Source organism: uncultured Helicobacter sp., assembly GCF_937906905.1.
Classification (GTDB): domain Bacteria; phylum Campylobacterota; class Campylobacteria; order Campylobacterales; family Helicobacteraceae; genus Helicobacter_B.
Genome location: NZ_CALERY010000005.1, coordinates 16340 through 29948, shown reverse-complemented (window position 1 = coordinate 29948; position 13609 = coordinate 16340). Strand labels below are relative to the sequence as shown.

At 42.9% G+C, this 13609-nt stretch carries 9 protein-coding genes and 3 tRNA genes; all 12 read left to right on the top strand.

The window, feature by feature from the left end; genetic code table 11:
* The first annotated feature begins 92 nt into the window (after positions 1 to 92).
* A tRNA-Gly gene (locus Q0171_RS02110) sits at positions 93 to 169 on the top strand.
* A 53-nt stretch (positions 170 to 222) separates the two neighbouring features.
* A tRNA-Thr gene (locus Q0171_RS02105) sits at positions 223 to 297 on the top strand.
* Positions 298 to 393: 96 nt separating this feature from the next.
* Entirely contained in the window at positions 394 to 1593 is a 1200-nt protein-coding gene (tuf, locus tag Q0171_RS02100; protein ID WP_299326170.1) for an elongation factor Tu, read from the top strand.
* Positions 1594 to 1611: 18 nt separating this feature from the next.
* Positions 1612 to 1782, top strand: a complete 171-nt coding sequence (rpmG, locus tag Q0171_RS02095) for a 50S ribosomal protein L33 (RefSeq protein WP_115012226.1) — start codon at positions 1612 to 1614, stop codon at positions 1780 to 1782.
* Between the two features lie 18 nt (positions 1783 to 1800).
* Positions 1801 to 1876 (top strand) — tRNA-Trp (locus Q0171_RS02090).
* A 19-nt stretch (positions 1877 to 1895) separates the two neighbouring features.
* Positions 1896 to 2078, top strand: coding sequence for a preprotein translocase subunit SecE (gene secE / locus Q0171_RS02085; RefSeq protein ID WP_299326159.1), 183 nt, complete (start codon positions 1896 to 1898; stop codon positions 2076 to 2078).
* 15 nt (positions 2079 to 2093) lie between these two features.
* A complete protein-coding gene (nusG, locus tag Q0171_RS02080) occupies positions 2094 to 2624 on the top strand; it encodes a transcription termination/antitermination protein NusG (RefSeq protein WP_299326156.1) in 531 nt (176 codons plus the stop codon).
* Positions 2625 to 2644: 20 nt separating this feature from the next.
* Complete coding sequence (rplK, locus tag Q0171_RS02075; protein WP_299326153.1) at positions 2645 to 3070, top strand: 50S ribosomal protein L11; 426 nt, start codon at positions 2645 to 2647, stop codon at positions 3068 to 3070.
* A gap of 20 nt (positions 3071 to 3090) precedes the next feature.
* Positions 3091 to 3795, top strand: coding sequence for a 50S ribosomal protein L1 (rplA, locus tag Q0171_RS02070; protein ID WP_299326151.1), 705 nt, complete (start codon positions 3091 to 3093; stop codon positions 3793 to 3795).
* Positions 3796 to 3876: 81 nt separating this feature from the next.
* The gene (gene rplJ, locus Q0171_RS02065) at positions 3877 to 4362 is read left to right on the top strand and encodes a 50S ribosomal protein L10 (protein WP_299326149.1); all 486 of its coding nucleotides are present in this window, start codon (positions 3877 to 3879) and stop codon (positions 4360 to 4362) included.
* Positions 4363 to 4406: 44 nt separating this feature from the next.
* Positions 4407 to 4784, top strand: coding sequence for a 50S ribosomal protein L7/L12 (gene rplL, locus Q0171_RS02060; protein ID WP_299326147.1), 378 nt, complete (start codon positions 4407 to 4409; stop codon positions 4782 to 4784).
* A gap of 143 nt (positions 4785 to 4927) precedes the next feature.
* The gene (locus tag Q0171_RS02055) at positions 4928 to 13588 is read left to right on the top strand and encodes a DNA-directed RNA polymerase subunit beta/beta' (protein ID WP_299326145.1); all 8661 of its coding nucleotides are present in this window, start codon (positions 4928 to 4930) and stop codon (positions 13586 to 13588) included.
* Positions 13589 to 13609 lie beyond the last annotated feature (21 nt).

Here is a 13609-nt window from a genome sequence, read left to right as displayed (position 1 = left end):
TAAATCTGCTGACTTTGTCTTCCGTGGTTCGAATCCACGACTCACCACCATTGTTAGGACTTGTCTTAATGTGGTTTATTGTAGGAGCATTTGCGGGAATAGCTCAGTTGGCTAGAGCATCAGCCTTCCAAGCTGAGGGTCGCGGGTTCGAGCCCCGTTTCCCGCTCCATACTGGGAGCTGAAATTAACACACACCCAAATCTCGCTCTCAATTTATTTCGTGCCCATATAGCTCAGTGGCAGAGCACTTCCTTGGTAAGGAAGAGGTCGGCGGTTCAATCCCGCTTATGGGCTCCAGTTTTTCTATACTTTCGGTTTTGTGGGTAGTTTTATTTTTTGTAAAGAAATAAAAGCTATAATAAAGCCCTTTAAATTCATTCTTAGGAGATTTTTATGGCAAAGGAAAAATTTGTCAAGAGCAAACCGCATGTCAATATTGGAACTATTGGGCATGTCGATCACGGGAAAACAACTTTAAGTGCTGCAATCTCTGCTGTTTTGGCGACAAAAGGTCTTGCAGAAATGAAAGATTACGATAAAATCGACAATGCGCCAGAAGAAAGAGAAAGAGGGATTACGATCGCAACTTCTCACATCGAGTATGAAACAGAAAACCGCCACTATGCGCATGTGGATTGCCCAGGGCACGCCGACTATGTTAAAAACATGATTACCGGTGCTGCTCAAATGGACGGCGCGATTCTCGTTGTATCTGCTGCTGATGGTCCTATGCCACAAACTCGTGAGCATATTCTACTTTCTCGTCAAGTAGGCGTTCCTTACATTGTTGTGTTCTTGAATAAACAAGATATGGTTGATGATCAAGAGCTGCTTGATCTAGTAGAAATGGAAGTGCGTGAGCTTCTTAGTGCATATGAGTTCCCAGGAGATGATACACCTATCGTAGCCGGATCTGCTCTAAAAGCTCTAGAAGAAGCAAAAGCTGGCAATGTCGGTGAATGGGGTCAAAAAGTGCTTGATCTTATGGCGAAAGTCGATGAGTATATCCCAACCCCTGAGCGCGACACAGAAAAAACATTCCTTATGCCGGTTGAAGATGTATTCTCTATCGCTGGGCGTGGAACAGTTGTAACAGGAAGAATTGAAAGAGGTGTTGTTAAGGTTGGTGATGAAGTCGAAATCGTCGGTATCCGCGACACACAAAAAACAACCGTAACTGGTGTTGAGATGTTTAGAAAAGAACTCGACAAAGGTGAAGCCGGGGATAATGTAGGGATTCTATTGCGCGGAACAAAAAAAGAAGAAGTCGAGCGAGGTATGGTTCTCTGTAAGCCAGGATCAATTACTCCACATAGCGAATTTGAAGGTGAAATCTATGTCCTATCTAAAGATGAAGGCGGTCGCCACACTCCGTTTTTCAACAACTATCGCCCACAATTCTATGTTCGCACGACAGATGTAACAGGTTCTATCAAGCTACCAGATGGTGTTGAAATGGTAATGCCTGGTGATAATGTCAAGATCACGGTTGAGCTTATTAGCCCTATCGCTCTTGAGCTTGGGACGAAATTCGCTATTCGAGAGGGTGGAAGAACTGTTGGTGCTGGTGTCGTAAGCAAAATTATTAAGTAAAAGTAGTAAGGCTGCGATATGGCAAAAGGCAATGTGATAAAAATCGGTTTGAAGTGTTCGGAGTGTGGAGACATCAACTACAGCACGACAAAGAATGCTAAAACAAAAACAGAAAAACTGGAGCTTAAAAAGTTCTGTCCTAGGCTTAATAAGCATACAATTCATAAAGAAGTTAAGCTAAAAAGCTAGAGAACTCTCTAGCTTTTTAGGTCAGTAGCTCCAATGGTAGAGCGTCGGTCTCCAAAACCGGTTGTTGGGGGTTCGAGTCCCTCCTGACCTGCCACTAGCAAATAAGGTGAAAAATGTTAAAAAAGATAATTGGCTATTATCAAACAGCGAGAGAAGAACTATTTAAAGTTGTTTTTCCTACGAAAGAGCAGATTCGAAATGCGCTTATATCTGTTGTTGTGGTGGTGTTTGTAATTGCTTTGTTCTTGGGGCTAGTCGATCTTATTTTGTTTGCTTCTGTTTCTAAAATCTTGTAAGGATTAGGAGAATTTATGTCGTTAGGTTGGTATGCTATACAAACATATTCTGGAAGTGAGCAATCTGTAAAAAAGGCTATAGAAATTCTCGTGCAAGAATACGGACTTCAAGACAGGGTCAAGGAAGTTATTGTCCCAACAGAAGATATCTATGAGATGAAGAATGGAGCAAAGAAAATAAGTGCGAGAAGCATATATCCAGGCTATGTATTTATTCATGTAGATTTGGATACATCACTTTGGCATACTATCCAGTCTCTTCCAAAGGTCAGTGGTTTTATCGGCGAAAGCAAAAAGCCTACAATGTTGAGCGAATCTGATATTGCCCACATATTAGAGAAAAATCAAAATAGAGCAGCCCCTAAGCCAAAAGTTTCTTTTGATCAAGGAGAGGTTGTTCGTATCAATGAGGGTCCTTTCGCCAATTTCACTGCGACGGTTGAAGGATATGATGTCGAACACAAAAAGCTCAAGCTTAATGTTTCCATTTTCGGTAGAAATACGCCGATAGAAATTTTGTATTCTCAAGTGGAAAAGATTGTTTAATTTACTTAGAAAGGTAGAAAATGGCAAAGAAAATAGTCGGTGAATTGAAGCTTCAAATTCCAGCGGGGAAGGCAAATCCATCTCCACCCGTTGGTCCAGCGCTTGGTCAGCGTGGTATCAATATCATGGAATTTTGTAAAGCTTTCAATGAAAAAACAAAGGATATGGGAGATTTTAATATCCCTGTTATTATTACTGTTTATCAGGATAAAAGCTTTACTTTCATCACAAAAAAACCACCTGTCACGGATTTAATCAAAAAGGCTTCTGGTATTGGAAAGGGGTCTGATAATCCGTTGAAGAATAAGGTAGGAAAACTTACCACAAAGCAGCTACAAGAAATTGCTGAAGCAAAAATGGAAGATCTAAATGCTAATGATGTGGAGGCTGCGAAAAAAATTGTAGCTGGTTCTGCTAGAAGCATGGGTATAGAAATCGTAGAATAGTGAAATGGAGAAAAGCAGAGATGAAAAGTAAAACAACAAAGAGAATCCAAAGCCTGATTGAGAAAATTGACAATGATAGATTCTACGATATAGATTCTGGAATTAGTGCCGTAAAGTCTCTTGCGTCAGCAAAATTCGATGAAACCGTGGAACTGGCTTTGAGACTCGGTGTCGATCCAAGACACGCAGACCAGATGATTCGTGGTGCCGTTGTATTGCCACATGGAACAGGTAAAAAGGTTCGTGTTGCCGTATTTGCCAAGGGAACCAAAGCCGATGAGGCAAAACAAGCCGGTGCCGATGTTGTTGGCAATGATGATTTAGCTGAAGAAATCAAAAATGGTAATATCAATTTTGACATCGTGATTGCAACACCTGACATGATGGCACTTGTGGGTAAAGTAGGCAGAATCCTGGGACCAAAGGGACTGATGCCAAACCCAAAAACAGGCACTGTAACCATGGATGTTAGTAAGGCTGTCTCAAACGCGAAGAGTGGTCAAGTTAATTTTCGTGTTGATAAAAAGGGGAATATCCATGCACCAATAGGAAAAGCAAGTTTTCCTGAAAACAAAATAAAAGACAATATGCTTGAACTAGTAAAAACCATCAATAGACTAAAGCCCTCTAGTGCAAAGGGAAAATTTATTCGAGGTGGTGCTTTGTCCCTGACTATGTCGCCAGCTGTTAGGCTCGATACGCAGATTCTTATGGATGTGAAGTAGGGTTTTATCTTAGACTGATGACCACAAGGGCGCAAGCTTAATTATACAACCTTGTGTAAGTTTTGTCTGAAAGGAGGAAAGATGACTAGAACTCAAAAACAAGAGATTGTCCAGTTTCTTGCGCAAGATTTTAAATCGGCACAAGCTCTGCTTGTGTGTGATTATAAAGGCATTAGCGTCAAGGATCTGGAGCAGTTACGCTGCAACGCAAGGCAATTTGGGATCAAGGTAAAAGTGATTAAAAATACTTTAGCCCGGATCGCACTAAAAGATTCTGGTATGCCTGATTTGGATATTAAAGATACAAATATCTTCATCTGGGGTGAAGACCAGATTTCGATTGCTAAAGTTGCAGTGAAGTTTGCTGAAGCCAACCCTGAAAAATTCATTATCAAGACAGGGAGTTTTGATGGGCAACAAGTGGATGCGAACCATGTTATCTCTGTTTCCAAGCTACCCAGCAAAGATGAGCTCATTGGTATGCTTTTGTCTGTTTGGACAGCTCCAGCTCGCTATTTTGCGACAGGCTTGGATAATCTGCGAAAAGAAAAAGAGCAAAATGCGTAGGTGCTTGACACTAAGCGAACATATTTAGAACTTAGGAGTGTAAAATGGCTATCACAAAAGAAGATGTGTTGGAATATATTGGCGGTCTTTCTGTTTTAGAACTTTCTGAGCTTGTGAAAGCTTTTGAAGAGAAGTTTGGCGTAAGTGCGGCGCCCACAGTTGTTGCTGGTGCAGTTGCGGCTGGTGGTGCTGGGGCTGCTGCCGAGGAAAAAACTGACTTTAATGTGATTCTTGTAGATGCTGGTGCAAACAAAATCAATGTCATTAAAGTTGTGCGAGAAATCACAGGGCTTGGCTTGAAAGAAGCAAAAGATGCTACAGAAAAAACACCACACACACTTAAAGAAGGTGTCAATAAAGAAGACGCTGAAGCATTCAAGAAAAAACTTGAAGAAGCTGGCGCAAAAGTTGAGGTTAAATAACCCAATAACCTTTCATACTATAGTTGCCCGAGTGCTAAAAGCTACTCGGGTCATCTGCTTAAGACGCTCTATGGAAATGTATAGGAATTTAGTATATTTTCATAGGGTGTTTATCTCTACTATATTTCTTGAAGGATTCTGCTATGTCAAAAAAAGAAATAAAAAATAGACTTCGTATCGATTTTTCCCAACAACAAGGTTTGAAAGTCCCTGATTTGTTGCTTTTGCAGCGAGACAGCTATGATTCTTTTTTATATGCAAAAGATGGCAGAGAAAGTGGCATTGAGAAAGTGTTTAAGTCTGTATTTCCTATCCAAGATGCGCAAAATCGTATCACACTTGAATATATCGGCTGCGAATATGGCAAGCCAAAATACACAATCCGCGAGGCTATGGAGCGTGGTATCACCTATGCCATACCGCTCAAAATCAAAGTCCAGCTTATTCAATGGGAGAAAGATGAAAAAGGCGAAAGACTAGCACCAAAAGATATCAAAGAGCAAAGTATTTTTGTTCGCGAGATTCCGTTAATGACAGATCGCACATCTTTTATCATCAATGGTGTCGAGCGTGTTGTAGTAAATCAGCTACACAGAAGTCCAGGTGTTATATTTAAGCAAAATGACAATAAAAATGCAGCAGCTAAAATAACATATATGGGGCAGATTATCCCAGATCGTGGCTCTTGGCTGTATTTCGAATATGATTCTAAAGATACGCTATTTGTGAGAATTAACAAACGCAGAAAAGTCCCAGCTACGGTGTTTTTTAGGGCATTAGGGTATAGCAAAGTTGATATTCTTAAGATGTTCTATCCCCTTCTTAAGATAAAGCTTGAAAAAGGCAAATTCCTTATCCAATTTAATCCAACAGATTTTGAAGGTAAGGTCGAATTTGATATTAGAGATATCAATGGTAAGCTTATTGTGGCTTCTGGCAAGCGTTTAAGCAGCAGAAAAGCCAAGGAGCTAAAGGATAATGGGCTTGACTGGATTGAATATCCCGCTGAAACTCTGGCAAGTCGCTATTTGTTTGAGCCAGTTGTAGATAAAAAAACAGGTGAAATCTTGTTAGATACCCTATCCCAGCTTGATGAATCCAAAATCAAAAAGCTCAACGAACTAAAAGTTAAAGAAATCGTGATTGTTAATGACTTGGCAAATGGCGTAGATACTTCGATTATCAATTCTTTTATTGCTGAGACAGAATCCCTAAAAATTCTACGCCAGACAGAGAAGTTAGATGATGAGAATGATCTTGCTGCAATTAGAATCTATAAAGTAATGCGCCCTGGAGAGCCTGTGACGAAAGAAGCAGCCAAGCAGTTTGTGCGCCGATTGTTTTTTGACGCGGAGTCATACGATCTAACTCGTGTAGGTCGAATGAAAATGAATCATAAGCTTGGTCTTTGTGTGCCAAACTATGTTACCGTGCTTACACATGAGGATATTATCGAGACGACTCGCTATCTCATGAAAGTCGCCAATGGTGATGAAAAAATTGATGATCGAGACAATCTTGGTAACCGCAGAATCCGCGCCATAGGAGAGCTTCTGGCAAATGAGCTGCATGCAGGGCTTGTGAAAATGCAAAAGGCTATCAAAGATAAACTCACAACAATGAGTGGGACATTTGATACAGTGATGCCACATGACCTAATCAATGCCAAAATGATTACCAGCACCATCATGGAGTTTTTCACAGGCGGGCAGCTTTCTCAGTTTATGGATCAAACCAACCCACTCTCAGAAATCACACATAAACGCAGGCTCTCGGCGCTTGGTGAGGGCGGACTTGTCAAAGAGCGTGTGGGGTTCGAAGCGCGTGATGTGCATCCTACGCATTATGGTAGAATCTGCCCTATCGAGACTCCAGAGGGGCAGAATATTGGGCTTATCAACACAATTGCGACATTTACACTCGTAAATGATCTGGGCTTTATTGAAGCGCCATACAGAAAAGTAGTCAATGGTAAAGTAACTGATGAAATCGTATATCTAACCGCCACACAAGAAGATGGCAAGGTAATTGCTCCAGCGAGCACGAAGCTAGATTCTAATAATAAAATCGCCGATGGACTCATCGAGGCTCGGTGCGGTGGAGAGATTGCATTACACAAATCTGAAGAAGTCGAGTATATCGACTTGAGCCCTCGCATGCTTGTAGGCGTTGCTGCGAGCTTGATTCCATTCCTCGAACACGATGATGCTAACCGCGCCCTTATGGGTTCAAACATGCAACGCCAAGCCGTCCCACTGCTTAAGCCCGATGCGCCGCTTGTAGGAACAGGGATTGAGCAGATTATTGCGCGCGACTCTTGGGAAGCCGTTAAAGCGACTCGCAGTGGTGTTGTAGAAAAAGTGGATGCAAAAAACATCTACATTCTAGGCGAGGATTCTAATGGTGCGTATATTGATGGATATTCATTGCAAAAAAATCTCCGCACCAATCAAAACACATGCTTCGCGCAGCACCCTATTGTCAAGCAAGGCGACATTGTGCAAGCGGGACAGATCATCGCAGATGGCGCGAGCATGGATATGGGCGAGCTAGCTCTTGGAAAAAACATACGCGTAGCGTTCATGCCATGGAATGGATATAACTTCGAGGACGCGATTGTTGTGAGTGAGCGTCTCATCAAGGAGGACGCATTTACTTCAGTGCATATCTATGAGAAAGAGATTGAAGCACGGGAACTGAAGCATGGCACAGAGGAGATAACAGCTGATATTCCAGGTGTCCATGAGGAAGATATCACACACCTTGATGAAAGTGGAATTGTGAAAATTGGGACATATGTGAGTGCTGGAATGATTCTCGTAGGAAAAGTCTCTCCAAAAGGCGAGGTTAAACCAAGTGCCGAGGAACGATTGCTTCGCGCGATTTTTGGCGAAAAGGCTGGACATGTCGTAAATAAATCGCTTTATTGCCCACCTTCGCTCGAGGGGACAGTCATAGATGTAAAAATCTTTACAAAAAAAGGCTATGAGAAAGATTCCAGGGCGATAAGCGCATATGAACAGGAAAAGTCCGCACTTGATATCGAGCACCACGATCGGCTTACTATGCTTAATAAAGAAGAGCTTCTTCGCGTTGGTAGCATGCTTGCCAAAGAAGAGCTTAGCGCAGACGCCACAATCAATAACAAGAAATATAAAAAAGGGCAAAAAGTTCCAAAAGGTGAAATTGCAAAAATCAATCGCTTTGCTCTAAATACGCTCATCAAAAGCTATGCTAAGAGCGTGCAAACTAAATATGAAAAAATCAAAGCAAATTTCCTAGAGCAAAAGAAGAATCTCGGCGAAGAGCATGAGGAGAAGCTCTCTGTTTTAGAAAAAGACGATATTCTCCCAAGCGGTGTAGTTAAACAGGTCAAAATTTATATTGCCACAAAACGCAAGCTTAAAGTCGGCGATAAAATGGCTGGACGACATGGGAACAAAGGTATCGTGAGCACAATTGTGCCTATGGTCGATATGCCCTATACTGCTGATGGCGAGCCTATTGATATTATCCTAAATCCGCTAGGTGTGCCAAGCCGTATGAATATCGGGCAGATTCTGGAAGTGCATTTGGGGCTTGTCGGGAAAAGACTGGGCGAGCAACTACATGCCATTCTTGATAGTCAGTCTGCAGATTTTATCCAGCAGCTACGGGAAAAAATGATAAAAATTGCCGAGCTTACTAATGACAAAGATTCTGGTATGCTTGAGTTTATTAAAGCCTGCAAGGATACAGAGCTACTCGACTATGCCCGAGACTGGAGCAATGGAGTTAAGTTTGCTATCCCGGTGTTTGAGGGTGTAACGCAAGAGAAGTTTAATAAGCTTTTTGAAGAAGCAAAAATCGACATGGATGGTAAGGTCGAGCTTTATGATGGTAGGACAGGTGAGAAAATCCGCGAGAAGGTCAATGTGGGCTATATGTATATGCTTAAGCTTCACCATCTTGTCGATGAGAAGGTTCATGCTAGAAGCACTGGTCCTTATAGTATTATTACCAAGCAGCCAGTGGGTGGGAAAGCACTATTTGGTGGGCAAAGATTTGGGGAGATGGAAGTGTGGGCGCTAGAAGCCTATGGTGCAGCACATACACTCAAAGAAATGCTCACACTCAAATCCGATGATATTGTGGGACGAGAAAATGCTTATCGCTCTATCACCAAAGGTGAGCCAGTGGGAGAATCTGAGATTCCAGAGACATTCTATGTGCTTATCAAAGAACTCCAGGCTTTAGCGCTTGATGCCAATGTGTTTGATGGCACGCTTGATGAGAATGGAAATCCAAAAGCTCTTGAGATCAAAGAAGATAACCGACCAAAGGATTTTAGCTCATTCCAGCTTGTGCTCGCTAGTCCAGAGAAGATTCGCTCATGGAGTAGAGGCGAGGTCAAAAAGCCAGAGACAATCAACTATCGCACACTAAAGCCAGAGCGCGATGGGCTTTTCTGCACTAAAATCTTTGGACCAGTGCGTGATTATGAGTGCCTATGCGGTAAATACAAAAAGCCTCGATACAAGGGTATGGTGTGCGAAAAATGTGGTGTCGAAGTTACGAGCTCCAAGGTGCGCCGATCCAGAATGGGGCATATCGAGCTTGTAACCCCAGTAGCACACACATGGTATGTCAATTCATTGCCAAGCAGGGTTGGGACATTACTAGGCGTGAAGATGAAAGATCTTGAGCGCGTGTTGTATTATGAGGCATATATCGTCAAAGAGCCAGGTGAAGCATTCTATGATAATGAATCAACCAAGCCTGTAATGAAATACGATGTGTTAAACGAAGAGCAATATCAAAATATCAGTCAGCGCTTTGATGACAGAGGTTTTGTCGCACAAATGGGTGGCGAGGCTGTAAAAGAGCTATTAGAAAACTTAGATCTTGCCGCATTGCTTACAACATTGCGTGAAGAGATCAAAGCCACAAATTCAGAAGCGAAGAAAAAAAGCATTGTCAAACGCCTCAAAGTCGTGGAAAACTTCATGAATTCTGGTAATCGTCCAGAGTGGATGATGCTTACTGTTCTCCCGGTGTTACCGCCGGATTTACGACCGCTTGTAGCGCTTGATGGTGGGAAATTTGCCGTGAGCGATGTTAATGATCTTTATCGTCGTGTTATTAACCGCAATCAACGATTAAAACGCCTTATGGATATTGATGCGCCAGAGATTATTGTCCGCAATGAAAAACGCATGCTTCAGGAAGCAGTCGATGCGCTATTTGATAATGGACGAAATGCAAGCAATGCGGTAAAAGGCGCAAACAAACGACCGCTTAAATCGCTCTCTGAGATCATCAAAGGTAAGCAAGGACGATTCCGCCAGAATCTACTTGGTAAGCGTGTGGATTTCTCGGGACGAAGCGTTATTGTTGTGGGTCCAAACTTGCGCATGGATCAGTGTGGGCTACCCAAAGGTATGGCACTTGAGCTATTTAAACCACACCTACTTGCTCGCCTAGAAGAAAAAGGCTATGCCAGCACGCTTAAACAAGCCAAAAAAATGATCGAGCAAAAAACAAATGAAGTGTGGGAATGTCTGCAAGAAATTGTCGAGGGCTATCCGGTGCTGCTAAACCGCGCTCCTACGCTACATAAGCAGTCTATTCAGGCATTCCACCCAAAGCTCATTGATGGCAAAGCGATTCAGCTTCATCCGCTTGTATGTTCTGCATTCAACGCGGACTTTGACGGGGACCAGATGGCAATCCATGTGCCACTAAGCCAAGAAGCCATTACAGAGTGCAAAGTGCTCATGTTAAGCTCTATGAATATCTTGCTCCCAGCCAGTGGTAAAGCTGTCGCTGTGCCAAGCCAAGATATGGTGCTTGGACTCTATTATCTATCACTTGAGCGAAGGGGTGTTAAAGGCGAGCACAAGCTATTTAGCGACATTCACCAGATTATGATTGCTATTGAAGCAGGAGAGCTTGATATCAATGCTAAGATTCAAACCGTTATCAATCGCTATCCTATCACGACGACTGCTGGACGAATGATTTTGCGATCGATTTTGCCAGATTTTGTGCCCACAGATTTGTGGAACAAAGTCCTAAAGAAAAAAGACATTGGCACACTTGTTGATTATGTCTATAAAGAAGCTGGGACAGGTGTTACAGCAGCATTTTTGGATGACCTAAAAGACTTAGGATTCACTTATGCAACAAAGGCTGGGATTTCTATCTCGGCTGCAGACATTATCATACCAGAGGACAAGGGCGAAATTATCGCTCAAGCACAAGCCAAAGTGCGCAAGCTCCAAGACGACTTCGAGCATGGTGCGATGACAGAGGCTGAACGCTACAATAAGACGATTGACTACTGGACAGAGGCGAGCAAGCAGCTAAGCGACAAAATGGCAACCATTATCGCACAGGATAAAGATGGCTTCAACTCTATCTATATGATGGCGGATTCTGGGGCGAGAGGTAGTGCAGCGCAGATTCGCCAGCTCTCTGCTATGCGCGGTCTTATGGCAAAACCAGATGGCACGATCATCGAGACGCCAATTGTATCCAACTTCAAAGAGGGCTTGAATGTGCTGGAGTATTTTAATTCTACGCACGGCGCAAGGAAGGGTCTAGCAGACACGGCACTCAAAACTGCGAATGCTGGATATCTCACAAGAAAGCTGATTGATGTTAGCCAAAATGCCAAAATCTCTATCGAAGACTGCGGCACGCACGAGGGTCTTGAGATTAGCGATATTATCGATGGCTCCGAGCTATTAGAATCTTTGGAAGAGCGCGTGTTTGGTCGCGTGCTTGCAGCAGATGTTATTGACCCAATTACCAATGAAGTGCTCTTTAGTGCCGAGACTTTGATTGATGAAAAAGCAGCCAGGAGAATTGTTGAAGCCAATGTCAAATCTGTTGTCATACGCAATTCTGTTACCTGTAAAGCACCCAAGGGTGTGTGTGCTAAATGCTACGGAATCAACTTGGGTGAGGGTAAAATGGTGCGACCTGGCGAGGCAGTTGGTGTAATCGCAGCACAATCTATCGGTGAGCCTGGGACCCAGCTTACGCTACGAACATTCCATGTGGGTGGGACTGCAAGTAGAACCCAAGAAGAAAAGGAAATCCGAGCAGAAAAAGAAGGGTTTATCCGCTATCACAATATCAAAACCTACAAAAATAAAGAGGGCAAAAATATCGTCATCAACCGCAGAAATGCAGCTGTGCTTGTTGTTGAACCAAAGATTAAAGCACCATTTGATGGGACACTGCATATAGAAACAGCACATGATGAGATTATCATCATGGTCAAAAACAGCAAGCAGGAGAAAAAATACGCTATCCGCAAAAGTGATGTCGCGAAACAAAATGAGCTTGCCGGTGTGAGTGGGCGGCTTGAAGGCAAGCTCTACATCGCTCATGAAAGTGGTTACAAGGTTGCTAAAGGTGGTAGTATTGTCGATATCGTGAAAGATGGCTGGAATGTGCCAAATCGAATTCCATATGCGAGCGAGATTATCGCGCAGGATAATGCACCAATTTGCCAAAAGATCTACTCTAAAGAAAGAGGTGTGGTCAAATATTACCTCCTAGAGGGCGATCATCTCGAGCGTGTGCATGATTTCAAAAAAGGCGACATTGTCCAAGAAAAAGGGATTTTTGCTGTAATCGCCGATGCGCATGATCGCGAAGCCACTAGGCACTATATCGCAAGAGACTCAAGAATCCTAGTAGCCGATAATAGCGAGGTAGAGGCAGATACACTTATCGCAGAGCCAGTAGATTCTGCGCATAATCTCATTGCGACATGGGATTCTTATAACACAATTACCATTAGCGACATTGATGGTGAGGTGTCATTTGAGGATATTATTTTGGGTATCACTGCGACAGAGCAGGAAGATAAAACTGATGGTAAGAAAAAACTCAAAATCAACGATTATATCCCATCAGGACTCAAGCCAAGCCTCATTATCAAAAATAGCAAGGAAATAAGACGCTATGGACTTGAGCCAAATACGACGATTGCTGCGGAGATTGTCGAGGGAGCGAAAGTAGCTAAAGCTGATGAACTTGCCAAAACACCAAAAGCAGTGGCGAAATCTCGCGACATCACCGGAGGTCTGCCACGCGTTTCGGAGCTCTTTGAAGCACGCAAGCCAAAATATGCTGCGGTTCTCTCAGATATCGATGGAGTAGTGAGTTTTGGCAAATCTGTCCGCAATAAAGATCGCATTATCATCACAGCACAAGATGGACGGGTCAATGAATATCTCGTCGATAAAAGTAAGCGCATTTTGGTGCATAGTGATGAGTTTGTCCATGCGGGTGAAGCGCTCACAGATGGCGTAACCTCTAGCCATGATATCCTGCGTATTGGCGGAGAGAAAGAGCTGCTACGCTTTATTGTCAATGAGGTGCAACAAGTATATCGAGGGCAAGGTGTCAATATTGCTGATAAACATATTGAAGTTATTGTCTCGCAAATGCTACGCCAAGTGCGCATTATCGATCCGGGCAATACGAGATTTATCGAAAACGACCTTGTCAGCAAGCGTCATTTTAAGGAAGAAAATGAGCGTATTATGAAACTCGGTGGCGAACCTGCAATTGCAGAGCTTGTGCTACTTGGTATTACAAGAGCAGCTATCAGCAGTGATTCTATCATTTCGGCTGCTTCGTTCCAAGAGACAACCAAAGTTCTCACAGAAGCAAGTATCGCAGCAAAAAAAGATTTCCTAGAGGACTTGAAGGAAAATGTCGTGCTAGGCAGAATGATTCCTGTGGGCACAGGCTTATATAAAAACAAAAACTTCGTCGTCAAGGCGAAGAGCTTAGAATCCTAGAATCCTTGGAATCTAAGATAA

Excerpts from the sequence above, each read along its gene's own strand:
- tuf (WP_299326170.1), top strand. The coding sequence starts at position 394 with ATGGCAAAGGAAAAATTTGTCAAGAGCAAACCGCATGTCAATATTGGA.
- rpmG (WP_115012226.1), top strand. The coding sequence starts at position 1,612 with ATGGCAAAAGGCAATGTGATAAAAATCGGTTTGAAGTGTTCGGAGTGT.
- secE (WP_299326159.1), top strand. The coding sequence starts at position 1,896 with ATGTTAAAAAAGATAATTGGCTATTATCAAACAGCGAGAGAAGAACTA.
- nusG (WP_299326156.1), top strand. The coding sequence starts at position 2,094 with ATGTCGTTAGGTTGGTATGCTATACAAACATATTCTGGAAGTGAGCAA.
- rplK (WP_299326153.1), top strand. The coding sequence starts at position 2,645 with ATGGCAAAGAAAATAGTCGGTGAATTGAAGCTTCAAATTCCAGCGGGG.
- rplA (WP_299326151.1), top strand. The coding sequence starts at position 3,091 with ATGAAAAGTAAAACAACAAAGAGAATCCAAAGCCTGATTGAGAAAATT.
- rplJ (WP_299326149.1), top strand. The coding sequence starts at position 3,877 with ATGACTAGAACTCAAAAACAAGAGATTGTCCAGTTTCTTGCGCAAGAT.
- rplL (WP_299326147.1), top strand. The coding sequence starts at position 4,407 with ATGGCTATCACAAAAGAAGATGTGTTGGAATATATTGGCGGTCTTTCT.
- Q0171_RS02055 (WP_299326145.1), top strand. The coding sequence starts at position 4,928 with ATGTCAAAAAAAGAAATAAAAAATAGACTTCGTATCGATTTTTCCCAA.